The organism is Actinocorallia sp. API 0066 (assembly GCF_020991275.1).
Taxonomy (GTDB): Bacteria; Actinomycetota; Actinomycetes; order Streptosporangiales; family Streptosporangiaceae; genus Actinocorallia.
In genome coordinates, this window is sequence record NZ_JAJLQY010000003.1 from 59,338 (window position 1) to 85,250 (window position 25,913).

Annotated in this window: 21 protein-coding genes, 1 pseudogene and 1 riboswitch; of the genes and pseudogenes, 10 read left to right on the forward strand and 12 right to left on the reverse strand. The window is 72.3% G+C overall.

The features are described 5' to 3' along the window. Positions 1 to 10: 10 nt before the first annotated feature. Both LO762_RS08115 and LO762_RS08120 read right to left on the reverse strand, forming a co-directional pair. Positions 11 to 1,066, reverse strand: coding sequence for an LLM class flavin-dependent oxidoreductase (locus LO762_RS08115; protein ID WP_230613700.1), 1,056 nt, complete (start codon positions 1,064 to 1,066; stop codon positions 11 to 13). After that, entirely contained in the window at positions 1,066 to 1,581 is a 516-nt protein-coding gene (locus LO762_RS08120) for an SRPBCC family protein (protein ID WP_230613702.1), read from the reverse strand. Before LO762_RS08120 ends, LO762_RS08115 begins: the two co-directional genes overlap by 1 nt. 121 nt (positions 1,582 to 1,702) lie before the next feature. Here LO762_RS08120 and LO762_RS33060 point away from each other — a divergent pair, with 121 nt between their 5' ends. The 5 genes from LO762_RS33060 (at position 1,703) to LO762_RS08145 (ending at position 4,447) form a co-directional block, all read left to right on the forward strand. Then, entirely contained in the window at positions 1,703 to 2,227 is a 525-nt protein-coding gene (locus LO762_RS33060; RefSeq protein WP_304523629.1) for a helix-turn-helix domain-containing protein, read from the forward strand. 108 nt (positions 2,228 to 2,335) lie between these two features. Next, the gene (locus LO762_RS08130) at positions 2,336 to 2,821 is read left to right on the forward strand and encodes a hypothetical protein (protein WP_230613704.1); all 486 of its coding nucleotides are present in this window, start codon (positions 2,336 to 2,338) and stop codon (positions 2,819 to 2,821) included. Between the two features lie 103 nt (positions 2,822 to 2,924). Next, a complete protein-coding gene (locus LO762_RS08135) occupies positions 2,925 to 3,491 on the forward strand; it encodes a lamin tail domain-containing protein (protein WP_230613706.1) in 567 nt (188 codons plus the stop codon). Positions 3,492 to 3,585: 94 nt separating this feature from the next. Next, positions 3,586 to 4,239 carry a HemK2/MTQ2 family protein methyltransferase gene (locus LO762_RS08140; protein WP_230613708.1) on the forward strand — a complete coding sequence of 218 codons (654 nt, stop codon included), beginning with the start codon at positions 3,586 to 3,588 and terminating at the stop codon, positions 4,237 to 4,239. Next, positions 4,223 to 4,447 carry a CDGSH iron-sulfur domain-containing protein gene (locus tag LO762_RS08145; protein WP_230613711.1) on the forward strand — a complete coding sequence of 75 codons (225 nt, stop codon included), beginning with the start codon at positions 4,223 to 4,225 and terminating at the stop codon, positions 4,445 to 4,447. The genes LO762_RS08140 and LO762_RS08145 overlap by 17 nt, the downstream gene beginning before the upstream one ends. Here LO762_RS08145 and LO762_RS08150 read toward each other — a convergent pair. The 5 genes from LO762_RS08150 to LO762_RS08170 form a co-directional block, all read right to left on the reverse strand. Next, positions 4,424 to 5,437 carry an iron-containing redox enzyme family protein gene (locus tag LO762_RS08150; protein WP_230613713.1) on the reverse strand — a complete coding sequence of 338 codons (1,014 nt, stop codon included), beginning with the start codon at positions 5,435 to 5,437 and terminating at the stop codon, positions 4,424 to 4,426. The genes LO762_RS08145 and LO762_RS08150 overlap by 24 nt on opposite strands. Beyond that, positions 5,434 to 6,558, reverse strand: coding sequence for a glutamate--cysteine ligase (locus LO762_RS08155; protein WP_230613715.1), 1,125 nt, complete (start codon positions 6,556 to 6,558; stop codon positions 5,434 to 5,436). Before LO762_RS08155 ends, LO762_RS08150 begins: the two co-directional genes overlap by 4 nt. Positions 6,559 to 6,741: 183 nt before the next feature. Next, the gene (locus tag LO762_RS08160) at positions 6,742 to 7,896 is read right to left on the reverse strand and encodes a substrate-binding domain-containing protein (RefSeq protein WP_230613717.1); all 1,155 of its coding nucleotides are present in this window, start codon (positions 7,894 to 7,896) and stop codon (positions 6,742 to 6,744) included. 116 nt (positions 7,897 to 8,012) lie between these two features. Further along, complete coding sequence (locus LO762_RS08165; protein WP_230613719.1) at positions 8,013 to 9,083, reverse strand: ABC transporter permease; 1,071 nt, start codon at positions 9,081 to 9,083, stop codon at positions 8,013 to 8,015. Then, positions 9,070 to 10,617 carry a sugar ABC transporter ATP-binding protein gene (locus LO762_RS08170; protein WP_230613721.1) on the reverse strand — a complete coding sequence of 516 codons (1,548 nt, stop codon included), beginning with the start codon at positions 10,615 to 10,617 and terminating at the stop codon, positions 9,070 to 9,072. The genes LO762_RS08165 and LO762_RS08170 overlap by 14 nt, the downstream gene beginning before the upstream one ends. A 358-nt stretch (positions 10,618 to 10,975) precedes the next feature. Here LO762_RS08170 and LO762_RS08175 point away from each other — a divergent pair, with 358 nt between their 5' ends. The 4 genes from LO762_RS08175 (at position 10,976) to LO762_RS08190 (ending at position 14,508) form a co-directional block, all read left to right on the forward strand. After that, on the forward strand, positions 10,976 to 12,157 hold the full coding sequence (locus tag LO762_RS08175) for a CdaR family transcriptional regulator (RefSeq protein ID WP_230613723.1): 1,182 nt from the start codon (positions 10,976 to 10,978) through the stop codon (positions 12,155 to 12,157). A 93-nt stretch (positions 12,158 to 12,250) separates the two neighbouring features. Then, a complete protein-coding gene (locus LO762_RS33065) occupies positions 12,251 to 13,084 on the forward strand; it encodes an acetylxylan esterase (RefSeq protein ID WP_304523630.1) in 834 nt (277 codons plus the stop codon). 281 nt (positions 13,085 to 13,365) lie between these two features. Further along, positions 13,366 to 14,232 carry an SGNH/GDSL hydrolase family protein gene (locus LO762_RS08185; protein WP_230613725.1) on the forward strand — a complete coding sequence of 289 codons (867 nt, stop codon included), beginning with the start codon at positions 13,366 to 13,368 and terminating at the stop codon, positions 14,230 to 14,232. A gap of 30 nt (positions 14,233 to 14,262) precedes the next feature. Further along, positions 14,263 to 14,508, forward strand: coding sequence for a hypothetical protein (locus tag LO762_RS08190; RefSeq protein ID WP_230613727.1), 246 nt, complete (start codon positions 14,263 to 14,265; stop codon positions 14,506 to 14,508). Positions 14,509 to 15,021: 513 nt separating this feature from the next. On the opposite strand, the pseudogene LO762_RS33860 reads toward LO762_RS08190, so the two are convergent. The 5 genes and pseudogenes from LO762_RS33860 to LO762_RS08215 form a co-directional block, all read right to left on the reverse strand. After that, positions 15,022 to 15,792 (reverse strand): annotated as a pseudogene (locus LO762_RS33860) (SGNH/GDSL hydrolase family protein); the annotation flags it as partial. A gap of 218 nt (positions 15,793 to 16,010) precedes the next feature. Continuing rightward, on the reverse strand, positions 16,011 to 16,685 hold the full coding sequence (locus LO762_RS08200) for a (2Fe-2S)-binding protein (protein ID WP_230613731.1): 675 nt from the start codon (positions 16,683 to 16,685) through the stop codon (positions 16,011 to 16,013). Between the two features lie 27 nt (positions 16,686 to 16,712). Beyond that, positions 16,713 to 17,522: an ABC transporter ATP-binding protein gene (locus tag LO762_RS08205; RefSeq protein ID WP_230613733.1), complete on the reverse strand. Its 810-nt coding sequence runs from the start codon at positions 17,520 to 17,522 to the stop codon at positions 16,713 to 16,715. Further along, positions 17,519 to 18,601, reverse strand: a complete 1,083-nt coding sequence (locus LO762_RS08210; protein WP_230613735.1) for an iron ABC transporter permease — start codon at positions 18,599 to 18,601, stop codon at positions 17,519 to 17,521. Before LO762_RS08210 ends, LO762_RS08205 begins: the two co-directional genes overlap by 4 nt. Beyond that, a complete protein-coding gene (locus LO762_RS08215; RefSeq protein ID WP_230613737.1) occupies positions 18,598 to 19,584 on the reverse strand; it encodes an ABC transporter substrate-binding protein in 987 nt (328 codons plus the stop codon). The genes LO762_RS08210 and LO762_RS08215 overlap by 4 nt, the downstream gene beginning before the upstream one ends. Positions 19,585 to 19,792: 208 nt before the next feature. Next, positions 19,793 to 19,921: riboswitch (cobalamin riboswitch) on the reverse strand. A gap of 414 nt (positions 19,922 to 20,335) precedes the next feature. Here LO762_RS08215 and LO762_RS08220 point away from each other — a divergent pair. After that, positions 20,336 to 25,792 (forward strand): carboxyl transferase domain-containing protein, encoded by a 5,457-nt coding sequence (locus LO762_RS08220; RefSeq protein WP_230613739.1) that lies wholly within the window; start codon positions 20,336 to 20,338, stop codon positions 25,790 to 25,792. Positions 25,793 to 25,913: the final 121 nt, after the last annotated feature.

Below are 25,913 nucleotides of genomic sequence, written 5' to 3' on the forward strand. Positions count from 1 at the left end.
AAGGCTGAACTCAGCGGGCCTGGGCGTCGAGGGCGCGGACGAGGTCGATGCCGCGCGCGAGGTTGTCCAAGCGGGCGGGGAGGGTGTCGCCCGCCGGGTAGAGGCGAACCGTGGTGACGCCCGCGGCCTTCCAGGCGGCGAGCCGGGCGCGGACCATCTCCTCGGTGCCGATGAGCGTCGTCGCCAGGACCATCTCGTCGGGGATGAGGGCGGCCGCGCCGGCGCGGTCGCGGGCCTGCCAGCGGTCGCGGACCTCGGCGGCGACGTCGGCCCAGCCCTGACGGCTGTAGGCGTTGTTGTAGAAATTGGTGCTCCCGGTGCCCATCCCGCCCAGGGAGAACGCGAGTTCCAGCTTGCGGGAGCCGACGATGCCCGGAAGCTCCGCTTCGTCCCGGACGATGTTGATCTCGGCGCCCTGGCAGAGGTCGAGGTCGGTGCGAGTGCGTCCGGAGCGGACGAGTCCGGCGTCCAGGTGGGTGAGGTAGGCGTCCTCGGCGGCCTCGGGGATGAAGCTCGTGCCCAGCCAGCCGTCCGCGAGTTCGCCGGTGAGCTCCAGCATGCGCGGCGAGAGCGTCGCCAGGTAGACGGGCACCGCTACCGGCGGAAGGCTCAGCCTCATGGGACGGCCCTGCCCGCCCGGCAGAGGGATGGTGAACGCGCTGCCCTCGTAGGAGAGCTTCTCTCCGGTGAACACGCGACGGACGATCTCGACCGTCTCGCGCATCCGCGTCAGCGCGCGCGCGAACGGCACACCGTGGAGTCCTTCCAGCACCTGCGGCCCCGACGCGCCCAGGCCGAGCAGGAACCTTCCGCCGGACAGGTGCGCGAGCGTCATCGCCGTCTGCGCGATCGTCACCGGGGAGCGGGTGCCGAGCTGGATGACGCCCGAGCCGAGCAGCATCCGTTCCGTCCGCGCCGCGAGATAGCCCAGCGGGGACGGCGCGTCGCTCCCCCACGCCTCGGCCACCCAGCACACGTCGAGCCCGAGTTTCTCGGCCTCCACGACGTACTCCGTGAGTTCCGTCCAGTCGCCCGCCGAACCCTCGACCGTCGTCGCCGTCCGCATCACCGCTCCCGTTCCGCGCGCGCCTTGATCGCCGCGAGGTTGGCCCTCATCCCGGTCTCGAACTCGCGGAGCCGGACGAAGACGATCTTCTGTTCCTTGTCGGGCATGGCCTCGATGGCGAGGCTCAGCCCCGACGGCGCCGGGCCGAGCTGTCCGCTCTGCTCCAGGACGGTGCCGCCGTCGTCGTCCGGCCGCAGCGTGAACCGCCACAGCCCCGACGGGTGCGCCGGGTCGCCGACGGCCCAGGCGAACCGCTCGGGCTCCACGCACTCCACGATGGTGCTGACGGTCTCCCAGTCGCCCAGTGACGGGTGCGCGCTGCGGCCCAGGAACCTGGCGCCCTCACGCGGCCCGGTCGCGCCGTCGAGCCAGAAGACCTCCTCCAGCTCGGCGCTCAACTCCGGCATCAGGCCGATGTCGCTCACCAGTGCCCACACCCGTGAGGCGGGCGCGGCGATCCGCGTGGTGACGGCGACCGTCGGCGCGTCGGCGTAGACCTGGCCCGTCCATTCCATGGTCTAGAGACCTCCTTCAACCGGTGGAGCTCAATAGTTGCGTAGATGGACTGACTAGGCAAGGGGAAGATTCCGGCTTTGGAGTGCTGAGTCTTTTTGATGGATCGTCTAGGCTTGGGGCATGAGGCGTACGTCGTTCGCGAACTGGCCCTGCTCGATCGCCCGCACCATCGACGTGCTCGGCGACTGGTGGACGCCGCTCGTCCTGCGCGAGTGCTTCTACGGCGTCCGACGGTTCGACGAGTTCCAGCAGCAGCTCGGCATCGCCCGCAACACGCTGTCCGACCGGCTGAAGCGCCTCGTCGAGGTCGGGCTGCTGGAGAAGCGCGTCTACGAGACGCAGCCCGTCCGGCACGAGTACGTGCTGACCGCGTCGGGCCGCGACTTCTTCCCCGTGCTGGCCGCGCTGAACGCGTGGGGCGACCGGCACCTGGCCGACCAGGACGGCCCCCCGATCGTGTTCCACCACACCGCCTGCGACCACGACGGCGAGGCCGAGGTCGTCTGCACCCACTGCCGCGCCCCCCTGCACGCCGACGACGTCGTCCCGCGCCCGGGGCCCGGCTACCCGGCCCGCCTCCTCACCCGCCCCGACGTCCGCGCCCGCTTCCACCTGGACGACCCGGCCCCCGCCCCCGAATCCTGAACCGGGAGCCGTCCGCGACCCGACGTTTCCGGCCTCCGCGCCCGCCGGATGATCTAGGCTGGGGCGACGCCGCCGCCCGGCGGGACGGACCCTGGAGTTCACACAGCAGTGACCGCACGTTTCTCCCGCCCGCGCCTGGCCGCCGCGGCGGTACTGTTCCCGCTCGTGCTCGGCACCGGATGCGCCGCCGAATCCGCGGACGAGGCCCCGCCGTCGGCTGAGCCGAGGCCGACGGAAGCCGGCGACCCCGCCAACACGCTCGACCGCTCCCGTGCGCTGCCCTCCGCCGCACCGGCCAAGGGCCAGGAGAAGATCCTCGCGGAGATCCTCGACTACGAGGTGCAGCCCGACGGCAGCACCGTCCGCGTCTGGGTGGCGCTGCCCACCGAGGACACCACCGCCTGCGGCACCAGGGCCACCGAAACCGCCAAGTCGGTCACCCTCACCATCACCCTCTGCTTCACCAAGACCACCTCTCCCCCCACCGCCGACGCCTCCCCCACCGCTTACACCGACATCCTCCTGAAGTCGCCCGTCAGCTCCCGGGCCCTCCTGGACCCCACCGGCCTTCTCATCCCCGACCTCCCCTCCTGACCCCGATACTGGCGGGTCTGGGGGGATTCGGGGGATCGCGCACGATCACGGCGGCGCCTGTCCTAGATTGACGAGCCAGTCCATCCGGTGAAGTGAGGTATTCGTGCGCGTTGGTGTGGTGTTGTTCGTTGTGGTGGCGGCCGTGTTCGGGAGCGGTGGGCAGGCAGGGGCGGCGCCCAAGCCGAGCCTGAAGTTCGCGAAGATCCAGTACGACGCGCCGGGGCCGGACACCCGGGACAACTCCCAGCTGAACCGGGAGTACGTCGTCATCAAGAACACGGGGCGGAAGGCGGTGCCGCTCAGGAACTGGACGTTGCGGGACGCGCAGCGGCACACCTACAAGTTCCCGAAGTTCACCCTGAAGCCGGGCAAGACCGTCACGGTGCACACGGGCAAGGGCAAGAACACGGCGGCGCACCTGTACATGAACCGTAGCTGGTACGTCTGGAACAACGACAAGGACACCGCGACCCTGCGCAACGCCAAGGGCGTCAAGGTAATCTCCCGCTCCTGGGGCAAGCCCAAGCCCAAGCCGCAGCCGTCCCTCGACCCGCGCTTCAGCACCTGCGCCCAGGCCAAGGCCAACGGCTACGGCCCCTACTACAAGGGCCGCGACCCCGAGTACCACTGGTACATCGACCGTGACGGCGACGGGGTCGTCTGCGAGTGACCGCCCCTCCCCGGGAAGTTCGCCTGCGGTCAAGCACGCTCAAGGACTGAACGGCCAAGCGCTTCGTCCAGATATGTGCGGGTACGGAACGTAGATGAGGCTTTTGCGGCTTCCCGGGGTGTACCGGCCTCGCCGTGACACCTGGGTCCTGTGCCGCGCCCTGCGAGAGGCGAAGGTCCCGCAGGGCGCCCGGGTCCTCGACCTGTGCACCGGGACGGGCCAGGTCGCCGTCGTCGCGGCCCGCTGCGGGGCGGCCCGGGTGACCGCGGTGGACGTCTCGTGGCGGGCCGTGGCCTGCGCCGCGGTGAACGGCCTCGTCCGACGGCTCCGGGTGAAGGCGCGCAAGGGCGACCTGTTCACACCCGTCGCGGGCCAGCGGTTCGACGTCATCACGGTGAACCCGCCCTACGTGCCGCGCGCGCACGGCGGCCCGCGCAGGCACGGCAGGGAGCGCGCCTGGGACGCGGGCCGCGACGGCCGCGACCTGGTGGACCGGGTCTGCGCCGAGGCCCCCGGCATGCTCGCGCCCGGAGGCGTCCTCCTCATGGTGCACTCGGACCTGTGCGGCGTCCCCCGGACGCTCAGCGCGCTCCGGGAGGGCGGCCTGCGCGCCGAGGTCGTCACCCGCGAGCGCGACCCGTTCGGCCCCGTGATGCGCCCCAGGGCCGCCGACTTCGCCGCCCTGGGGCTCATCGCGCCGGGCCGGGCGCACGACGAACTCGTGGTGATCCGTGCCGAACGCCGCTGACCGGCCCCGCCGCGTCCTGCTCGATCCGCGCGGTCCGCTGCTCGTCGAGGGGCCCGTCGAGATCGTCCTCCCCGACGGCACCGCCACGGTGTGCGAGAGGTTCATGGTCGCCATCTGCCAGTGCAGGCGCAGCCGCACCTATCCGCTGTGCGACACGAGCCACCGGCGCGCGCGGGCGCGTCCCTCAGGGGAGCGGCTCCAGGAGTGACGTCCGCCCTTCCCGCCAGGCGCCAAGGAGGTGGGCTTCCAGGCGGTCCTCCAGCCATCCCGTGGCCCGGACGCCGAACACCACGTCCGCCGCCAGCTCGGGCTCCCGGGCGAGGAGGTCCCCGATGACGTCCCTACGCAACACCTGCTCGTGGACGGCGTCCGCCTCGACGTGCTCGGTGTGGAAGACCAGCGCTCGTGGGCTCGCGCCCAGCCGGGTCAGCGCCTCGGCCATCCTGCGCGCGCTGGGCGCCGTCGTGATCTCGGCGGCGGCGAAGTGCCCGACCATCGCGGCGCGCAGGGCGCGGTGCAGGCCGAACAGCGACATCATGTTGACGATGGCCAGCGCGGGCGCCGGAACCACGTCGAGGTACCGCAGATAGGACGCGTCGAGCCCGGCGTCCGTCATGAGGTCGGCGTACAGGCGGGAGTGCGCGCGCTCGGCGACGCCCGCGCCGAACTCGTCGTACTCGACGGCCACGAGGGACGCCTTGGCCTGCCCCTGGAGCCGGGGGATCACCCAGGCGTGCGGGTCTGCCTCCTTCAGGTGGTACACGGACCTGTGCACGAGGTACTCGCGCAGCCGGGTCCAGGTTCCCTCGTCGCGCAGGAAGTGCGAGACGCCGCGCGCGGCGGGGTCCTCCGCCAGCAGGGGGCTGAGGGCCGCTTCCACGTCGTCGCCTTGGGGGACGGCCGCGCGGAGTTCCCTGAGGAAGGAGTCTTCGAGGTCGCGCCTGAGCCGGAGGAGGCCGGGGTCCCATTCCCAGCGCGGGTCGGCGTCAGCGAAGCCCCGGTAGTGCAGCTCGTAACACGTGTACAGGGCGAGTTGCGCGTCGTCGCCCAAGGGATCCGCCGGGTGGGCGGGGGCGCGCACGGGTGTCCCGGCGGGCGCGCGCAGGGCCGTGACGACGGCCGCGGAGACGGGTCCGCGCGGTCGCGGCAGCCGCGCCGAGCCGTCAAGGACGGCGGTGGGAGCCGGGGTCGCGGTCATGGTTCCTCCTCCGGGTCGGTCTGGGCGGCGAGCAGGTCCAGGACGGCGCGGGGGCCGCCCTCGCCGGCGAGGAGCTGGCGCTGCGCGCCGGTGCCGTCGTCGCGGAGCGCCCGCCACAGGGCGCGCGCCGCGTCGAGGTCGCCCGCGTCCTCCAGCGCGTTTCTGACGGCCGCGAAGAGCGCGGCGACCCGGGTGAACGCGGCGACGGGTGCGGCGCTCACCGGATCGATGAGCGCCCCGCAGAGCCCGTACCGCGCGGCGGCCCACTGCGCCGCCGCGCAGACCTGGGCGTCGAGCGGCGCGGCCTCCCGGCCCACGGCCAGCTCGGCGCGGGCGGTGGCGACGAGCGCCCGGGTGAGCGCGGCCTGGAGCACCGCCTCCCCGACGGTGCCCGCCGCGTCCGCCGCCCTGACCTCGACCGTCGGGTAGCGGGGCGACGGCCTCGCCGTCCAGAACGTCATCGCGGGGTCCACGAGGACACCGCAGTCCACAAGCCGGGCGACGGCCTCGTCGTGCTCCCGCGCGGAGCGGAAGTACGGCGGGACGCCTCCGCCCGGGAAAGGCGCCTGCTCGACCATGCGCCAGCTCGCGTACCCCGAGTCACGCGCGTGGTGGTAGGGCGAGTTCACCGATAGCGCAAGCAGGACGGGCAGCCATGGACGCAGGTGGTTGACGACCGCCACGGCCGTCTCCCTGTCCGGCACGCCCACGTGCACGTGGCATCCGCACACCTGGTAGCCGCGCGCCACGCCCGCGTAGAGGTCCCGCACCCGGGCGAACCTCTCGCCGTCCGTAGGTGGAGGGTCTCGGGTGGCCACGACGGGCGTGCCGGAGGAGACGAGCGCGAGCCCTTCTTGGCGGGCGGCCTCCGCGAGCACCCGCCGTCCGGCCGCCACGTCCACGCGCAGATCCGCCAGCCTCGTGTGCACCCGGGTGACGGCTTCCACCTGGGTCTCCTGCATCTCCGCGTGGAACTCGCCTGCGAACCCGTCCGCCACGGCCGCGCGGGCCATGACGCCGTGGGCCCGGCCCGACGGCTCGCCCGTGTCGGGCTCGACGAGGAGCAGTTCCTCTTCGACGCCCACGGTGCCGGGCTCCGAGACCCGGGCCGTCTGGCCCATACGAACAGCCCTGCCCGAACGCGACACGCCGCAAAGCCGGTTTTGCCAAGCCCCGCACGTGCGATGGCCACCTCCACACCGGCACGCCTCTCCCCCGGACGCACAGGAACGGCTGCGCTCTCGCGCAAAAGGTGAAGCCGGGCGGCGCTTGTGCGGCGTCGCCCGGCTTTGGGGGGAGGGGGGTTACTTGCCCCAGAGCTTCTTGTACTGCTCCTCGTAGTCGGGGACGAGTTTGGGGAAGGTCTGGGCTTCGGGGGCGGGCGGGACGTTGTTGAAGTCCTTGGCCCAGATGAGGGGGCGGGTGTACTGGACGGCGAGGTCGAGGGCGGCGTCGGTCTGGCCGGTGAAGATGCGGGCCAGGGCGTCGACGGTGCGCCAGCCGAGTTCGGGCTGGTCGAACGGAGCGGACGCGGTGAGGGCGCCGCTCGCGACGTGCGGGATGTTCGAGACGGCGGTCGCCACCGAGTAGGTCTTCGGCAGGGTGACGCCGGCGGCCTTGGCGGCGGCGATCAGGTTCGTCGCCATGCCGTCATAGCCGACGAACAGGGCCTTCAGGTTGGGGTTGGCGCGCAGGAAGTTGACGATCAGCGTGCCGTCGTTCGTGCCGAGCGCGGTGACGGGGATCGAGGTGTCCTTGATGGTGCAGGACGGGCAGAGTTCCTTGACCTCGTCCCGGTACGCCACCGAGTAGTCGTTGATGATCTTGTAGCCCTGGATGCCGACCATGCCGATCTCGCCCGGTCCGTCCAGGTCGGCGAGTGTCTTGTCGGCGACGGCGGTGGCGAGGCCGCTCAGGCCGTCGGTGCCCATGATCTGGAGGGTGAGCAGGTCGCCCGTCGGGTCGGGCCCGGTGCTGGAGATGACCGGGATGTTCTTGGACTTCAGCTCCTTCAGCTGGTCCTGGATCGCCGCGACCTCGGTGGCGCTGATCAGCACGGCGTCCGGCTTGAGCTGGATCGCCTGGGTGAGCGCCTGCTGGAACAGCTGCGGCGTCGGCGACTGCGGCTGGATCACCTTGACCGTCCAGCCGAACAGCCTGGCCGCCTCGGTGACCGCCTTGTAGGTGAGGATCGTGCCCTGCCCGCCGGGGCCCGCGCCGATCGCGATGATCGTCTTGCCGCTCGGGACGGGCTTGCCGACCGGCACGGTGATGCCGATGGACGTCGGCGGGGTGCTGTAGGTGTCGGCGAGCGCCTTGGCCTGCTTGAGGCCCGCGGTGTCGGCGGCGGTGCCCTCGCCGCCGCCTCCGCCGGACGAACCGCCGCACGCGGCGACGCCCAGCGCGAGCGCCGCGGCCGCCGCGGACGCCGTCAGCTGACGTGTCCAAGTGATCTTCATGAGCCTGTGCTCCTTACGAGGGGGTTGGGGGTGGGTTGGGCACGACGGCGTCCGGTCGCCGGGTTCGGTCGCCGACGCCGTCGCGCCCGTTCGGCTCGGGGGTGGGGAGCCGACGTTCAGGGGGCGGCGGCCTGCCGCGCCTTGGCGCGGATCCAGGAGCGGGCGCGGATCGCCTGCTCCAGGTTGGAGGCGCCGAGCGCCAGGAGGAGGACGACACCGCCGAACAGGCTCTGCGCCCAGGCGGCGCCGCCGATGAGGAAGATGCCGTTCGTGCCGACGCCGAGCAGGATGACGGCGAGCAGCGTGCCGAAGGCGTTGAACCTGCCGCCGAACTGGGTCGCGCCGAGGAACGCGGCGGCGTAGGCGTCGAGCAGGTAGGGCGGGCCGATGTGCGGGGTGCCGGAGTTGACCGAGGACGCCAGCAGGATCCCGGCCACGCTGACGACGAACCCGGCGGCGATCAGGCTGGCGAACTTGAGCCGCCGGGTCCTGATGCCGACGAGTTCGGCGCCGCGCTCGTTGAAGCCGAGCGCGTAGACGCGGCGTCCCGTCACCGTGTACTTCTGGAAGAACCAGAACGCGACGGCGACGGCGAGCAGCAGGTACAGCGGCAGGGTCAGGCCGAACAGGCCGGTCGTGGCGATCGCGCCGAACGCCCCGCCGAGTTGAGGTCCGGTGACGGACTGGTCGGCCAGCATCGTGACGACCGTCGCGAACAGCGCGCCCGTCGCGAGCGTGCCGATGAACGAGTCGATCTTCGCGGAGACGACGACGAGGCCGTTGAACGCGCCCATCGCCAGGCCCGCGAGCAGCGTCACCAGCACCGCGGGGGCGACGCCCCAGCCCTGTTCGACGAGCAGCCAGGCGACCAGCACGTTCGCCAGGCCCATCGCGTTGCCGACGGACAGGTCGAACAGCCGGGCTGACAGCGGGATGACCAGGGCGAGTGCGATCAGACCCGGCACCGCCGCACCGTTCAGTACGGATCGGACGGTCGTCCACGTCGGGAACGTCTCGGGCGCCAGTATCGAGAACACCACGATCAGGCCGATCAGCACATAGATGATGCCGATGTTCGTGACGCTCAGGTAGCGCGTCCAGGAGCGGCGGGGCTCGGCCGTCCGATCCGGCCGGGGCCGCCGTTCCGCTTCCGCCTCGGGGCGGCGGGGGTCGTCAAGCGTGTTCATCGTGCGCACCTTCGATCGCGTAAGCCAATGCGGACTTGGTGATGCCGTCGCCCGAGAAGGCGCCCGCGACCTTCCCGTCCCGCAGCGCGATGACCCGGTCGCAGCAGGCGAGCAGGTCCTCCAGGTCGGACGAGGCCATGACGACGGCGAGGCCCCCGTCGGCGCGGCGGCGCAGCTCCCGGTAGATGACCCGGCGCGCGCCGATGTCGATCCCGGCGGTCGGCTCGGACAGCACGAGCACCTTGGGCCGTACCGACAGCGCCCTGGCAAGGACCGCCTTCTGCTGGTTGCCGCCGCTGAGCGTCGTCACGGGGCGGGGCGCGTAACGCGGGTCGGCGTGCATCGCGTTGAGCCAGTGGCGGGCGAACCGCCTTTCGGACCGTCCGGTGAACACGCCCTTGCGCCGGATGTACGGGAGCGCGCCTAGTGAGACGTTCTCCGTGGTGCTGAACCCGTCGAAGACGGCCTCGGCCGCGCGGTCCGCAGGCACGAGGGAGACGCCCAGGTGACGCGCGTGCCCCACGGTCAGCCGCTCGGCCGTGACGCCGCCGACGCTGATCGTGCCGCCGCCCACCGTCTGGGCGCCCGCGATGACGTACGGGAGCTCCTCGCGGCCCGAACCGAGCAGTCCCGCGACGCCGACGATCTCGCCGGGCGCGACGGAGAAGCCGACCCCGCGCAGGTACTCGCCGTGCACGTCGCGGACGTCGAGCGCGGGCACCCCGCCGGGGACGCGGCGCTGCGCCGGCCTGTTCGCGGGCTCGGCGTTGGACTCGGCGGCGCCGACCACCAGGTCCACGAGCCCGCTCAGGGTGATGTCGCTGAGGGCGCCGTCCCAGACCTTGCGTCCGTCGCGCATGACGGTGGCGCGGTCGGCGATCGCCATGACCTCGTCCAGCCGGTGCGAGACGATGACGACGGCGGCGCCGCGTGCCGCGATCGTCCGGATCAGGTCGAACAGGACGTCCACCTCGTGCGCGGGCAGCGCCGCGGTCGGCTCGTCCAGGACGAGCACGCCGCGCTCGGTCCGCCAGCCGGAGACGGCCCGCACGATCGCCACCATCGCCCGTTCCGGCGGCGTCGCCTTGGCCAGCGGCATGTCGGGGTCGAGCGCGAACCCGAACCTGGCGAGCAGCTCGCGGGCGTGCCTGGCCTGCCGCCGCCAGTTGACGGCGCCGAACGGGCCGCGCGCGTACCCGGTGACAAATCCGATGTTGTCGACCGCGCCGAGCTCGGGGATGATCCCGAGGTCCTGGTGGACGAAGCGCAGCCCGGCGCGCTCCGCGTCCTGCGCGTCGCCCAGCGCGGTGGGCCTGCCGAACACCGTGCACTCCGCGCCCGGGTCCGGCGTGTACACCCCGGCGAGGCACTTGATGAGCGTCGACTTGCCTGACCCGTTGTGGCCGAGCAGCGCGTGCACCGTGCCCGGCTGGACCTCGAAGTCCACCCCGTCGAGCGCCCGCACCCCGGGGAACGTCTTGGCCACGTTCCGCAGCCGCAGCGCCGGCGTGCCCGCGCCGGCGCCGGCGCTCACCGCGTCCCCCGACGCACGCGGCGAACGGACGGCCCGGTCAGCCGCCCCTTCCGCCACGGAAAAGCTCGTTCCATCGGTCCTCCGCTTCGCCTCGGTCCCGCATCCGCACCCGGCGTCACCGACCCGGCGATCAAATGTGATGCGAGATCGAAAATATATAATGCCTGGTGACTGGCGTCACAGTGAAACAGTCGCCGACGCCACCGTCAACCCCCCGGCCCCTGGTGACTTTCCAGTCACCAGGGCCCCGGCTTGGGCCGGTGCACAGAGTGCGGGGCGGGGACGGGGGCCGGAGGCGCTTTACGAGGGGTGGGAGCGGGTGGACGATCGGGGCGGATCGTCGGGTTCGGGAGGGTCGATGGGCGGTGGCCGGCTGCACGGGTGGTTGGCGGAACAGGCGCCGGAACTCGTCGCGCTCGTCGTCGACGAACTGGCGCGGCGGGTGCCGTTCTACGCGCTGCAACCGCGCGAGGTGCTCGACGGGCCCGTGCGGATGGCCGTCGAGGCGAACCTCCGGATCGTCCTGGAGACGCTCGGGCAGGGCCGCGAGCCGAACGTCGAGGAGCGGGCCGAGGTCATCACGTGGTCGGCGCGGCGGGCCGAGCAGGGCGTGCCGCTGGAGGCCGTGCTGACGGCCTACCACCTCGCGGTCGAGGTGTGGTGGCGGGCCGCCGCCGAACAGGCGCCGCCCGAGGAGGCCGCCGCCGTGCACGATCTCGGGCTGCACCTGCTGGCACATCTGCGGTCCGTCGTCCCCGCGGTGACGCTCGCGCACGTGCAGGAACAGCAGCAGCTCTACGGCGAGCGGCGCGAGGCCAGACGCGCCCTGCTGTCCGCGCTGCTCTCCGGGGAACCCGCACGGCCGCTCGCCGCCCGTGCGGGGACGGCCCTCGCCCCGTCCTACACCGTCGTCGCGCTCCACCTCGGCGGCCCGTCCTCGCGCCACCGGTTGGGCGGCATCCTGGGCGCGCGGCGGGTGTCGCGGAACCTTGAGGCGACGCTGGCGGCGCACGCCGGAGGCCACGTGCTCGCGTCGTTCGACGGGAGCGGCGGGACGGTGCTGCTGCCGGGCACCGCGGTGCCGGACCTGCCGGAACTCGCCGGACGGCTCGGCGACGCCGTCGAGCGGGAGGCACGGGCCGCGGTGACCACCGCGTCCGGCCACGCCGAGATCCCCGGCGCGGCGGCCGAGGCGCGGGAGGTGCTCGGGCTCGTCGTCCGGCTGAAGCGACCGCCCGGCCTGTACCGGCTTGAGGACGTGCTCCTCGAATACCAGCTCGCCCGGCCCGGCAGCGGGCTCGCCAAACTCGCCGCGCGGCTCGACCCGATCGCGGACCGGCCGGACCTCATGGACACCGTCAGGGCCGTCGCGGCGCGCGGGCACAACCGGCGGCGGGCGTCACTCGACCTGCACGTGCACCGGAACACGCTCGACTACCGGCTCCGGCGGATCGCCGAGCTCACCGGGCTCGACCCGGCCGACCCCGACGGGTTCCGGCTGCTCACCGCCGCGCTCACCGCGCGGGACCTGCTGCACTGACGTTTCGGTTGGGTGAACGCCCAACCCGATCATCGAATGATTGCCGCGATTGCGGACAGACACGGATCGTCACGGCGATCAGGATGACTGTCCATGAGGAGCAGATTCACCGCACTCGCGGCCGCCGTGCTCGTCGCGGCCGCCGTCGTGCAGGCACCCGCCAGCGGCGCCACCCCCGCCGCCCCCCTCCCGTCCGCCGCCTCCTGGGGCGCGCCCGGCCCCTACGAGGTCACCGTCGAGATCGAAGCGGTGACCACCTTCTACCGCCCCAAGCACATGAACGGACGCCACCCCGTCGTCATCTGGGGCAACGGCACCTTCGCGATCCCCGGCGTCTACACCGGGCTGCTGCGGCACTGGGCGAGCCACGGAATCATCGTCGCCGCGTCCAACTCCACCCAGTCCAACCCCGGCCTGTCCATGCGCGCCGGAATCGACACGCTGACCCACCGGAACGCCAACCCGGGCAGCGTCTACCACCAGCACGTCAACCTCGACCGGATCGCCTCGGCCGGGCACTCGCAGGGCGGCGCGGGCGCCGTCAACGCGGCGCTCGACCCGCGCGTCGACACCGTCGTCGCGATCCAGCCAGGACCGCTCACCGACCCCGACTGGATCGACGTCCCCACGCTCTTCCTCTCCGGACAGCGTGACCTGATCGTGTGGCCGGCCCTCGTCCGCGCGCTCTTCAACGACGCCGACCACGTGCCCGCCGTCTACGGCGAGCTGCGCGGCGCGACCCACCTGTCCATCGCGGGCGACGGCGGCGCGTCCCGTGCCCCGGCCACCGCGTGGCTGCGCGCCTGGCTGCTCGACGACCCCGTCGCCAGGGCCGCGTTCTTCGGCCCCTGCGGCTACTGCTCCGACGGCACCACCTGGTCGGACTTCAAGCGCAACGCCAAGGCGGCGGCACTCCCCGCCACCTGACCACCCCGCCCCCGGCCCGGAGGCGGCCGCTCCCGACGAAGTCGGGCCCGCGAAGCGGCCGACCTCCGGGCCCATCAAACACAGCCCGGGGGGCGGCCGCTCCCGACGAAGTCGGGGCCGCGAAGCGGCCGACCTCCGGGCCCATCAAACACAGCCCGGGGGGCGGCCGCTCCCGACGAAGTCGGGGCCGCGAAGCGGCCGACCTCCGGGCTCATCGAACACGGCCCGTCCCGGCGTCACCTCTGCACCGGGGCGGGCCCCGTTTTCCCAGGAGTTCCGCCATGATCCGACCCGTCGCCGTCACCGGCGCCGCCGTCTTCGCCCTCTCGCTCGCCTCCCCCGCGCACGCGACCCCTCCCGTCGACTACGTCGCGCTCGGCGACTCGGCCGCCGCCGGGCCGCTCATCCCCGTGCAGGACCCGTCGGCGCCCGGATGCTTCCGGTCGCTGGTGAACTATCCGGCTTTGACGGCCAAAGCACTGAAGGTCCGTTCGTTCCGTGACGTCACGTGTTCCAGTGCGAAGACCGCGCATCTGACGTCGCCGCAGCAGACGCCGCTCGGCGAGGTCCCCGCCCAGTACGCCGCGCTCAGCAGGGGCACCGACCTCGTCAGCCTCCACATCGGCGCCAACGACATCTCGCTCACCCGGATGATCACCGACTGCCTCGCCTCCTCCCCGGCCGCGAAGAGTTGCAAGGACGCGTACTTCGCTGAGACGGGCAAGGACCCGTGGAAGCCGAAGATCAGGGCGCTCGTCCCCGTGCTGCGGAAGGCCATCGACGGGATTCGGGCGCGTTCCCCGCACGCCCGGATCTACGTCGCGGGCTACACGACCTACCTTCCGCGCGGCGGGTGCCATCCGCGCGTCCCGATCCTGCCGCGCGACGCCACCTACATCCAGCAGACCATCAACCGGCTCAACGCGGCCATCGCGCACGCCGCCCGGTCGCGCGGCGCGCACTACGTCGACCTCGCCCGTCCGGCCCGGCACCACACCGTGTGCGCCTCGCCCCGCGTCCGCTGGGTGGAGCCCTACGTCCCCGCCAACCCCGCCGTCCCCTTCCACCCCAACGCGACGGGCATGCGCGCCTTCGCCGCGATTCTCGTCGCCGAACTCAAGCACTCCCGGCGGACTCCAACAGCATAAGGAAAGCGCGGCGATCCGTAGGAGCGGAAAATGTCCTTCGACCCCCATCTGCACGCCGTCCAGCAGCACTCCGACCAGGCGTTCCGCCGGAGCGGCCAGATGATCGACGACCTCCACCGCGACCGGCGCCGCCGCCGCTCCGGCAGGTCCACCGGAAACGGCCTGGGCTTCCTCCTCCTCATCGCCCTGGGCGCCTACATCTACACCCAGCACCCCGACCTCTGGCACACCCTCAAGTCCCACCTCACCGACTTCCTCGCCCTCCTCCAGAACTGACCCAACCCCATCCCCGAACACACGATCCCGCCCCGCCACAAGCACGCGGTGCGTTTCCTCCTTCAGGCCGGAGACCCGATGACAGGGCTCCGGCCTGAACCATTCCCCCACCCCGGCGCATTCCCGGAAATCCCCGGCAAGCGCCAACGTCACCCGCTTCAGCGGCACCCGACGCGCGGCGGCGACGGCACGGCCCGCGAACCAGTTCCCCTGGATATCCGAACCCCAGACGACAAACACCCCAAGCCCAAACGTTTCTCCATACCGCTGACCTGTCGGCACCCGGTTCTCCGCTGGGCATCCGTCCGGTGACGGCCTCGGTTCACCTCGTGCGGCCACACGTGCCGCTGTCTCGACGATGATCGGTCTCGCTGGTCTGGCCGGGGGCGTTGTCGCCGGTGGGTGTGGGGGTAAGCGGGAGAGGGCGGCGGCGGTGAGGGTGGCGAGGGCGGTCATGCCTCGGGCGTTGGGGTGGAGGGCGGCGGCGCCGGAGGGGGCGCGCATGGGTTCGGTCCAGCGGGTGGTGTGGGAGCGGCAGGCGTCGCGGCCGGTGCTCGCGGCGTAGGGGTTGACGGCCAGGGCGCCGTTGGCGGCGGCGCGCTGGGCGAGCATGGTGTTGAGGGCGCGCTGCTTGGCGGAGAGATACGGGAGGTCGGCCGCGTCGAACGGGACCGCCTTGCCGCAGCGCGCGGTGTCGGGGAGCAGCCGGAGGTAGCCGACGACGACGATCGTGGCGCGCGGCGCCTTCTCCCGGATCCGCCGCAGCGCCTTGTCGATCTTCGGCGCGGTCGCGGCGATCTTCTTGTCGATCCGGTCGGTGCCGCCCGAGGTGAAGATCCGTTTGCAGCCGCGCAGGAACGCGCCGATGACACAGGTCCGGAGAATCCCGGTGAATCCGACGTCGTTGCCGCCGAACGTGAATGTCACAAGATCCGTCTCCCTGGTGATGGCGTCGATCTGTGCGGCGACGCCCGCCTTCTGGCGATAGGCGAGCGCGTCCGTCGTCGCCCCCTTGCACGTGACGTCGGTCAGCGACACCCGTCCGATGATCCGCGCGAGTTCCCGCGGGTAATTGCGATCCGACCTGTCACACGCCGCGTTCACCACCCGCGGAATACCGGCCCCCGACGCGAACGAATCCCCCACCGCCACATACCGCAGCGACCGCCCCGCCGCGGGCCCCACCAGCACCCCGCCGACCAGCACGGCAACCGCCACCACCGCAAGTCCGGAACGCCACAACCAGTACCCGCCCACACATCCCCCCAAAATCCCAGAAACCATCACCGCCCACCGCCCACATCGCGATGAGCGTCCGACCAAAAGAAAGATAACCCCGCCACGCCGCCCGAGCAAACAGAATAGCCAATCCCCAAAAACCCCCGCAAATCCACATTCATAATGAACAATCAATAACACCCCCACAATTCACCGGGTCCACCAAAGGCGCGCGGCAGCCCGGAGCCGCGCCCCCGCCAGCCGGGCCCGGTCCAGCGAGACGGCTAGGCGAGGGCGCAGTCGGGGCATTTGGAGCCGGTCGGGGTGCGGTAGTAGAGGCAGCAGGTTCGGCGGCGGAAGGTGAGGGAGGGGCTGGTGAAGGTGCCCTTGTTGTGGAGGTGGCCGAGGGTGAGGAGGCGGGTGGCGAGGTCGTGGGCGGGGGTGGCCAGGTCGGGGCGGGCGGCGCGGAGGTCGCGGGCGGCCTCGGCGAGGGCGGAGGCGGCGTTGCCGTACAGGACGGGTCGGGCGACCTTGACCTTGAGGCCGGAGGCGAAGGGTTCCAGGTGGTCGGTGATGACGGCGCGGTAGAGGGCTTCGGCCACGTCGTCGTCCACGTGGTGCCCGGCCGCTTCCGGGACGCGTAGGGCCGGGCCGTCGTCGGCGCGCTGGAGGCGGCCCAGGTCGGGCAGGACGCCGTGGGCGAGGACGGAGTACAGCAGCGGCGACCAGAGCCGGGCGGCGTGCCCGAGCTGCACGATCGAAGCACCGATGCGCGGTTCGTCGGTCCTGTACCGGTCGGCGGTGGCCTGTACCAGGTCGGCGAAGCCCCGGTCGTAGGCGTCCGTGACGGGATGCCAGCCCGCGTCGGGGCCGCCGACCGCCAGCGTGAAGAACGGACCGAGGGCGGCGGCCTCCGACAGCGCCGCCGCGACGACCGAGCCCGGAGCTTCGGACGACATGGGCAGATCAGCTCCTTTCCACGTACGTCAGGGGTGGCCGCCGAACGGCGCGGGCGCGCCGGGCAGCAGGACGACCTGGGGCACACCGGTCACCGGATGCGGTTCGATCGAGGCGTCCACCTGGTAGACGTCGGCGAGGAGGTCGCGGGTGAGGATCTCCTCCGGCGTGCCGAGCGCCACCAGCCGTCCGCCGTGCAGCACGCAGATCCGGGCGCAGAACATCGCGGCGAGGTTGAGGTCGTGCAGCGCGACGACGCCCGTCACGCCGAGCCCGCCGACCAGCCGGAGCGTGTCGAGCTGGTGCCGGAGGTCGAGGTGGTTCGTCGGCTCGTCCAGCACCATCGTCCCGGCCCGCTGGGCGAGCGCCCGCGCGATGAGGACCCGCTGCTTCTCGCCGCCCGAAAGCCTGTCGAACGGGGCTTCCGCGAGGTGGGCGGCGTCCAGCGCGGCGAGCGATTCGGCGATGATCTCCCGGTCGGTCTGGTCGTCGCCGTCGAATGCCCGTTTGTGCGGGGTCCTGCCCATCGCGACGACCTCGCGGACCGACAGGTCGAACTCCCCCGACGACTCCTGGAGCACCGCCGCGAGCCGCCGCGCGAGTTGCTTGCCGGGCAGCGTCCACACGTCGTCGCCGTCCAGCAGGACCCGCCCGGACGTGGGCCTCTGCGCCCGGTACAGGGTGCGCAGCAGCGTCGATTTTCCGGCGCCGTTGGGCCCGACGAGCCCGACGACCTCGCCGGGCGCGACGTCGAACGAGACAGCGTCGACGAGGGCCCGCCCGTCGGCGCGGACGGTGACGTCGCGCAGGGCGAGCGCGCCGGGCGCGCCGCGCTTCACCGCGCCGCCTTGCGCCGCATGAGCCACAGGAAGAACGGGCCGCCGACGAGGGCGGTGAGGACGCCCACGGGGATCTCCTCCGGGCTGATCAGGGTGCGGGCGGCGAGGTCCGCGCCGATGAGGAAGGCCGCGCCGAGCAGCGCGGCGGCGGGCAGCGCGCGCCGGTGGTCGGTGCCGACGAGAAGCCGCACCACGTGCGGCATGATCAGCCCGACGAAGCCGATCGAGCCGCTGACCGAGACGACGGTGCCGACCATCACCGCGACGCACACGAACAGCGTGGCGCGGAAGCGGTGCACGTCGAGGCCGAGCGCGGCGGCGGCCTCCTCGCCCGCGAGGAGCAGGTTCAGCGGCCGGGAGACGCCGAGCAGCGCGACGGTCCCCGCGAGCACGGCGGTCGCGGGGATCCAGAACATCTCCCAGGTCGTCCCGGCGAGGCCGCCGAGCATCCAGCGCAGCGCCGACTGCGCGGCGTGCGGGTCGTTGGAGGTGACGACGAGGAAGCTCGCGACCGCCGACAGCACCTCGGCCGTCGCGACGCCCGCGAGGACGAGCCGCACCGTCGGCATCCGGCCGCCGGAGCGGGCGAGGAAGTACACCGCGACGAGCGCGGCGAGCGCCCCGCCGAACGCGGCGAACGGCAGCGTGAACACCCCGAACCAGGCGACGCCGTACACGACGACGATGACGGCGCCGACCGTCGCGCCGGAGGAGACGCCGAGCAGCATCGGGTCGGCGAGCGGGTTGCGGACCAGCGCCTGGAGCGCCATGCCGCACACCGCGAGCCCGGCCCCGACGACGCCGCTCAGCAGCACGCGCGGCAACCGCACGTCGAGCACGATGGTCGCGCGGACGGGCGGCCAGTCCGGGGCGGCGAGCCCGGGATGCAGCCAGTGCAGGAGGATGCCCCACACCTGTCCGGCCGGGATCCGGATCGAGCCCGCCGCGACCGCCGCCGTCGCGACGGCCAGGAGCAGCGCGACGAGCAGCAGCAGCACGAGCGGGTAGGGCAGGCGGCGGCGCGCCGCCGGGGCGGCCGGGACCGCGGTGGCGATCCCGGCCGTCTTGGCCTCGGTCACTTGAAGAGGTCCGGGTGGATCTGCTCGGCCAGCGACTGGACGGCGGCGGGCACCCGCACGCCCGTCACGGTGGATGAGAGCGGCAGCACCGCGAACCGCTCGTTCTTGATCGCGGGCACGTCCTTGAGGGCCGGGTTCGACAGCAGGAACTTCTTCTTGTCCGCGGCGCTCTGGCTGCCGTAGTCGTAGATGACGATCACTTCGGGCGCGCGGTCGGCGACCTGCTCGAACGACACGTCGGCCCACGCCTTGTCCACGTCGGCGAACAGGTTGACGCCGCCCGCCAGCTTGATCAGCTCGGTGCCGATGCCCGCGCCGCCCGCGGTGAACGCCGTCTTGTCGCCGCTGTCGTAGACGAACACCTTGAGCGGGTCGAGGTCCTTGAGCTTGGCCGTGACGGCGTCGAGGGGCTCGTGCAGCTTGCCGATGAGGGCTTTGGCCCGGTCCGGCACGCCGAAGATCTTCGCGAGGGTGGTGATCTCCTCGTCCATCGTCGCGAGGGTCACCCTGCCCTCGGGGCACTCCTCGATGTTGACGTGGGTGTTGATCCCGGCCTTGGTGAGGCGGTCGCGGGACCTGCCCTCCTTCTCGTCGAAGGCGCTGGACCAGCCGCCGTAGACGAAGTCGGGCTCGCTGGTCAGGAGCGTCTCGTAGGAGGGGTACTCCTCCGCGATCACCTTGATGCCGTCGTAGGCCGCCTTGTACTCCGGCAGGACCTCGTCATCGAGGTAGGCGGTGCCGACCATCGACTTCTCCAGGCCGAGCGCGAGGAGCGCCTCGGTGGCGTGCTGGTTCATCGACACCGCGCGGCTCGGGGGCCGCTCATAGGTGGTCGTGACCCCGCAGTTCTCCACCGTGACCGGGAAGCCGGGGGTGGCGGCCGCCGTGGGGGACGTGTCGTCGGCGGAGGTGCCGCCGCAGGCCGTGACCAGTGCGGCACAGGCCACGGCGAGCAGCAGGGACAGCGGACGTCTGCCCGTCATAGGGGGTCTTCCTCTCACAAAGAACAGCGAGGCTCGTCGTGAGGGGACGGCGCACCGTGGCACGGTGCGAAGAGAGGCGGAGAGCGTGTTCCGGGGCATACCGGACCGCTCCACGGGCCGCGCGAGACGGCCGACGGGTGACGCGCATGACGGCGTCCCTCCTCTCCGGGGAGATCCGCCCCGGTCACAGCGAGGAGGCGAGACGCGTGAGTCTCCTGGCTCTCGGCTCAAGCGCCCTTCCCGGCCTTCCCACCCCGCACGGGGCAGTGGCAGCTTCGGGACCGGCTCGCCGATCACAGTGGCGGGACCGCGCCGGATTCACACCGGCTTCCTCGTTCCGCGTTCGCCTGTTTTCACCGGCCATCATGGCATATGCCGGGCGTCGCGTCCGCACCCGGCCACCCGCCGTTACAGAGCAGGGATGACCAGCGGTGCGCCCGTGTGCGGATCCGGGTGGGGCGGTTCGAACAAATGTTTGGATTTGTGGTTTGGGGGTGTGGGCCACGGGCAGGTTAGGTCTTGGTCACGGTGTGGCATCGGGGTGTGGCGGTACGTTGTGGAGGTTGTGATGATTGTCGGTTTTGTCCGATGGGTGCGCGGGGTCGTGCGGAGGGTTTGGACGTTCTCCACAATTGGAGGCGCTCAAGGTGCGCTGTGTCCGACATGGTGTCGCGGGCCGCGGGACGGAAGGGTGAAGAGTTCCGGGGGATCGTCGTGCCCGGGAACGTCGTCTGCAGAAGGGCTTGGTCGGGTGTTCAGTCGCATCGCCATCGTCAACCGCGGTGAAGCCGCCATGCGGCTCATCCACGCCGTGCGGGACATCGCAGCGGAGACCGGGACACGGATCGAGACCGTCGCCCTGTACACCGACGTCGACAGGGCGGGGGCCTTCGTCCGTGAGGCGGACCTCGCCTACGACCTCGGTCCCGCCTCGGCGCGGCCCTATCTTGATCTGAAGGTGCTGGAGCGGGCGCTCGTCGCGACGAAAGCCGACGCCGCCTGGGTCGGCTGGGGCTTCGTCGCCGAGGATCCGGCGTTCGCGGAACTGTGCGCGGAGCTGGGCGTGACGTTCATCGGGCCCAGCCCGGACGCCATGCGCAAGCTCGGCGACAAGATCGGCGCGAAGCTGATCGCCGAGGAGGTCGGCGTCCCGGTCGCGCCGTGGAGCCGGGGCGCGGTCGAGAGCCTGGAGGCCGCGCTGGCGTCGGCGGCCCAGGTCGGCTACCCCCTGATGCTGAAGGCGACGGCCGGAGGCGGCGGCCGCGGCATCCGCGTCATCACCAACGAGGCGGAGCTCGCCGACGCCTACGAGCGCACCAGCCAGGAGGCGGCGCGCGCGTTCGGCAGCGGCGTGGTGTTCCTGGAGCGGCTCGTCACCGGCGCCCGGCACGTCGAGGTCCAGGTGATCGCGGACGGCCAGGGCACCGCGTGGGCGCTCGGCGTCCGCGACTGCTCGGTGCAGCGGCGCAACCAGAAGATCATCGAGGAGTCGGCCTCGCCGGTGCTGAGCCCGGAGCAGACCGCCGACCTGAAGGCGTCCGCCGAGCGGCTCGCCCTCGCCGTCGGGTACCGGGGCGCGGCCACCGTCGAGTTCCTCTACCACCCGGGCGAGCGGCTGTTCGCGTTCCTTGAAGTGAACACCCGCCTCCAGGTCGAGCACCCGATCACCGAGTCGACCACGGGGGTCGACCTCGTCAAGGCCCAGATCCACGTCGCGTCGGGCGGCAGGCTCGAAGGCCGTCCCCCGGCCGAGCGCGGCCACGCCGTCGAGGCGCGGCTCAACGCCGAGGACCCCGACCGCGACTTCGCCCCCTCCCCCGGCCGCATCGCCCGCTTCGACACGCCCGTGGGCCCCGGCATCCGGGTGGACACCGGCTTCGCCGAGGGCGACGTCATCCCCGCCGACTTCGACTCGATGATCGCCAAGATCATCGCCTACGGCCGGGACCGCGAGGAGGCCCTGGGCCGCCTGCGCCGCGCGATGGCGCAGACGACCGTCGTCATCGAGGGCGGCACCACGAACAAGAGCTTTGTGCTCGACCTGCTGGACCAGCCCGAGGTGATCAACGCCTCCGCCGACACCGGCTGGATCGACCGCGTCCGCGCCGAGGGCGGGCTCGTCACGCACCGGCACTCCGCGGTGGCCCTGGCCGCGGCCGCCATCGAGGCGTACGAGGAGGAGGAGCGCGTCGAGCGGCAGCGGCTGCTGACCACGGCGTTCGGCGGCCGTCCGCAGGTGCGGCACGAGAGCGGCAGGCCGCTCGACCTCAAGCTGCGCGGCGCCACGTACCGGGTGCGGGTGGCGCGGGTCGGGCCGCACCGGTTCCGGGTCGGCGTCGAGACCAGCGCGGACGTCCGCACCGCCGACGTCGAGCTCGAACGGTTCGACCGGCACACCGGGCGGATCACCGTCAACGGCGCCCGCTACCGGCTGCTGACCGGCACCCACGGGCCCGTCCACCTGGTCGAGGTGGACGGCGTCACGCACCGCGTCAGCAGGGACGAGGGCGGCGTCGTCCGCTCCCCCACGCCCGCCCTCGTCGTGGCGACCCCGCTGGAGGTCGGCGCGGAGGTCGAGGCGGGCGCGCCGGTCCTGGTGCTGGAGTCCATGAAGATGGAGACGGTGCTGCGCGCGCCGTTCAAGGCACGGCTCAAGGAGATCGCCGTGTCCGTCGGCAGCCAGGTCGAGACGGGCGCGCCGCTGCTGCGGCTGGAGCCGCTCGCCGACGACGAGGCCGAGGACACCGCCGACACCGGCGCGATCGAACTCGACCTGCCCGCCGAGCCCGCGACGCTCCCGGCCCGCGAGCGCGTCACCCGGGCCCAGGAGGATCTGCGCAGCCTCCTGCTCGGCTTCGACGTCGACCCGCACAACGACCGCCGCGTCCTGGACGGCTACCTCGCCGCCCGGCGGCCCGCCGAGGCGGACGGGCACCGGGCCCTCGCCGGGGAGCTCGAACTCGTCGAGGTGTTCGCCGACCTCGCCGAGCTGAGCCGCAACCGCCCGTCCGGCGAGGACGGCGCGGGCAGCCACGTGCACAGCGACCGCGAGCACTTCCACACCTACCTGCAGAGCCTCGACGTCGAGCGGGCCGGGCTGCCCGAGGCGTTCAAGGCACGACTCGCCAAGGCGCTCGGCCACTACGGCGTCACCGAACTGGACCGTACGCCGGAGCTCGAAGCCGCGGTGTTCCGGATCTTCCTCGCCCAGCAGCGGGCGTCCGCCGACACCGCCGTCATCACCGCGCTGCTGCGCACCTGGCTGCTGGAGCCCACGCCGGACGCGCTGCTGCGCGAGCCCGCGGGCCTGACGCTGGAGCGGCTCGCCGACGCCACCCAGATCCGCTTCCCCGCGGTCGCCGACCTCGCGCGCGGTGTCCTGTTCGCCTGGTTCGCCCAGCCGCTGCTGCGCCGCAACCGGGCCCGCGTCTACACCGACGTCCGCAGGCACCTGCGGGTGCTCGACACGAACCCGGACGCGGCCGACAGGGCCGAGCGCGTCGCCGAGATGGTCCGCAGCACCGAGCCGCTGGTCCGGCTGCTCGGCCAGCGCCTCCTGCGCCACGACCGGGACAACTCGGTCTTGCTCGAGGTGCTGAAGCGGCGCTACTACGGCAACAAGGGGCTCACCGGTGTCCGCACCCGCGAGGCGGCGGGCTGCTCCTTCGTCATCGCCGAGCGCGCGGGCGAGCACCTGGTCTCGGCGGCGGTCCGCTTCGAGGCGCTGGGCGACGCGCTGCGCGGCCTCGCCGAACTCGCGGACGGCGGCCCGTCCCTCGACGCCGACATCTACCTGTCGTGGGAGGGGCAGCCCGACGACCACGCGGCGATCGCGTCCGCGTTGCAGGAGGTCGTCAGCGCCCACCCGCAGCCGTCGCACGTCCTCCGGGTCACCCTGACCGTCGCGGGCAGCCACGGCGCGGTCATGCACCACCACTTCACGTTCCGCCCGTCGGAATCCGGCCTCGCCGAGGACAGGCTGATCCGCGGCCTGCACCCGTACATCGCGCAGCGGATGCAGATGAAGCGGCTGCACCGCTTCGACCTCACCCGCCTACCGTCGCTGGACGAGGACGTCTACCTGTTCCGCGGCGTGGCGCGGGAGAACCCGTCCGACGACAGGCTCGTCGCGTTCGCGCAGGTCCGCGACCTCACCGAGCTGCGCGAACAGGACGGCCGCCTCGTCTCGCTGCCGACCGCCGAGTACACCGTCGCCGCCTGCCTCGACTCGATCCGGCGGGCCCAGTCGCTGCGGCCGTCCAAGACGCGCTTCAACACCAACCGCGTCGTCGTCTACGTGTGGCCCCCGAGCGACCTGCCACGCACCGAGCTGGAGACGCTCGCCCAACGCATCCTGCCCAGGACGGCGGGCGCGGGCCTTGAGGAGATCCTGTTCATCGCGCGCGAGCGCGACCAGGAGACGGGCGAGCTGACCAAGGTCGCGGTGAAGATCGCGTTCGACGCGACCGGCGGCACCGAGCTGACCGTCGGCGAACCGCCGACCGAGCCGATCGAACCCGTCGACGGCTACCGCCTGAAGGTGCTGCGCGCCGGAAGCCGCAACACCGTCTACCCGTACGAGCTGACCGGGCTGCTCGGCGACTTCACCGAGTACGACCTCGACGACGCCCACACGCTCGTCCCGGTCGAGCGGCCCAAGGGGAAGAACTCCGCGGCGATCGTCGCGGGCGTCGTCTCCACGCCGACCGAGCTGCACCCCGAGGGCATCACCCGGGTGGTGCTGCTCGGCGACCCGACCAAGTCGCTCGGCGCGCTGTCCGAGCCCGAGTGCCGCCGGGTGATCGCCGCGCTCGACCTCGCCGAGCGGCTGCGGGTGCCGCTGGAGTGGTACGCGCTGTCGTCCGGCGCGCGGATCTCCATGGAGTCGGGCACCGAGAACATGGACTGGGTGGCCGCCGCGCTCAAGCGGATCGTCGAGTTCACCCAGGACGGCGGCGAGATCAACATCATCGTCGCGGGCATCAACGTCGGCGCCCAGCCGTACTGGAACGCCGAGGCGACGATGCTCATGCACACCAAGGGCATCCTCGTGATGACGCCCGACTCGGCGATGGTCCTCACCGGCAAGCAGTCGCTCGACTTCTCCGGCGGTGTCTCGGCCGAGGACAACTTCGGCATCGGCGGCTACGACCGCGTCATGGGCCCCAACGGCCAGGCGCAGTACTGGGCGCCGAACCTCACCGCCGCGCGCGACGTGCTGATGGCGCACTACGCGCACTCCTACGTCGCGCCGGGCGAGCTCGCGCCGCGCCGGGCCACGACCACCGACCCGGCCGACCGCGACGTCTCGCCGTTCCCGCACGTGCTGGAAGGCAGCGACTTCGCCACCGTCGGGGAGATCTTCTCCGCGACGGCCAACCCGGACCGCAAGAAGCCGTTCGACATCCGGACGGTCATGCGGGCCCTGTCCGACCAGGACCACCCGGTGCTGGAGCGCTGGGCCGGCATGGCCGACGCGGAGACGGCCGTCGTCCAGGACGTCCACCTGGACGGCATCCCGGTCTGCCTGCTCGGCATCGAGTCGCAGTCCGTCCAGCGGCGCGGGTTCCCGCCCACCGACGGGCCCGACTCCTACACCGCGGGCACGCTGTTCCCCCGCTCGTCGAAGAAGGCGGCGCGGGCGATCAACGCGGCGTCGGGGAACCGTCCGCTCGTGGTGCTGGCCAACCTGTCGGGCTTCGACGGCTCGCCCGAGTCGATGCGCAACCTCCAGTTGGAGTACGGCGCCGAGATCGGCCGCGCCATCGTCAACTTCCGCGGCCCGATCGTCTTCTGCGTCATCTCCCGCTACCACGGCGGCGCGTTCGTCGTCTTCTCCAAGGCCCTGAACCCGAACATGACGGTCCTGGCCCTGGAGGGCTCGTACGCCTCGGTGCTGGGCGGCGCTCCGGCGGCGGCCGTCGTCTTCTCCGGCGAGGTCAACGCCCGCACGTCCGCCGACCCGCGCGTCCGCTCCCTGGAGTCGCGCGTCACCGGCGCCACCGGCGCCGACCGCACCGCCCTGGTCGCCGAGCTCGACGAACTCCGCACCTCCGTCCGCGCCGAGAAGCTCAGCGAGGTCGCCGCCGAGTTCGACCGCATCCACAACATCCACCGCGCCGTCGAGGTCGGCTCCGTCGACGCCGTCATCACCGCCGCCGACCTCCGCCCCAAGATCATCGCCTCCATCCGCACCCACCTCTCCTGACCCGCACCCGCACCACCGAGGCCCGGCCGCCCACCGCGACCGGGCCTCAGCCATGATCAGGACATTCCTGTGGTTCGGCCCGCGTTCGACGCCCTCGTCCGCCGCTGTTCGCGGTAGGCCG

Coding starts and splice junctions, on each gene's coding strand:
- LO762_RS08155 (WP_230613715.1), bottom strand. CDS start 6,558: ATGGGCCAGACGGCCCGGGTCTCGGAGCCCGGCACCGTGGGCGTCGAA.
- LO762_RS33060 (WP_304523629.1), top strand. CDS start 1,703: ATGAGGCGTACGTCGTTCGCGAACTGGCCCTGCTCGATCGCCCGCACC.
- LO762_RS08215 (WP_230613737.1), bottom strand. CDS start 19,584: ATGACGGGCAGACGTCCGCTGTCCCTGCTGCTCGCCGTGGCCTGTGCC.
- LO762_RS33065 (WP_304523630.1), top strand. CDS start 12,251: ATGAGGAGCAGATTCACCGCACTCGCGGCCGCCGTGCTCGTCGCGGCC.
- LO762_RS08120 (WP_230613702.1), bottom strand. CDS start 1,581: ATGGAATGGACGGGCCAGGTCTACGCCGACGCGCCGACGGTCGCCGTC.
- LO762_RS08200 (WP_230613731.1), bottom strand. CDS start 16,685: ATGTCGTCCGAAGCTCCGGGCTCGGTCGTCGCGGCGGCGCTGTCGGAG.
- LO762_RS08190 (WP_230613727.1), top strand. CDS start 14,263: ATGTCCTTCGACCCCCATCTGCACGCCGTCCAGCAGCACTCCGACCAG.
- LO762_RS08165 (WP_230613719.1), bottom strand. CDS start 9,083: ATGAACACGCTTGACGACCCCCGCCGCCCCGAGGCGGAAGCGGAACGG.
- LO762_RS08160 (WP_230613717.1), bottom strand. CDS start 7,896: ATGAAGATCACTTGGACACGTCAGCTGACGGCGTCCGCGGCGGCCGCG.
- LO762_RS08150 (WP_230613713.1), bottom strand. CDS start 5,437: ATGACCGCGACCCCGGCTCCCACCGCCGTCCTTGACGGCTCGGCGCGG.
- LO762_RS08115 (WP_230613700.1), bottom strand. CDS start 1,066: ATGCGGACGGCGACGACGGTCGAGGGTTCGGCGGGCGACTGGACGGAA.
- LO762_RS08175 (WP_230613723.1), top strand. CDS start 10,976: ATGGGCGGTGGCCGGCTGCACGGGTGGTTGGCGGAACAGGCGCCGGAA.
- LO762_RS08185 (WP_230613725.1), top strand. CDS start 13,366: ATGATCCGACCCGTCGCCGTCACCGGCGCCGCCGTCTTCGCCCTCTCG.
- LO762_RS08140 (WP_230613708.1), top strand. CDS start 3,586: ATGAGGCTTTTGCGGCTTCCCGGGGTGTACCGGCCTCGCCGTGACACC.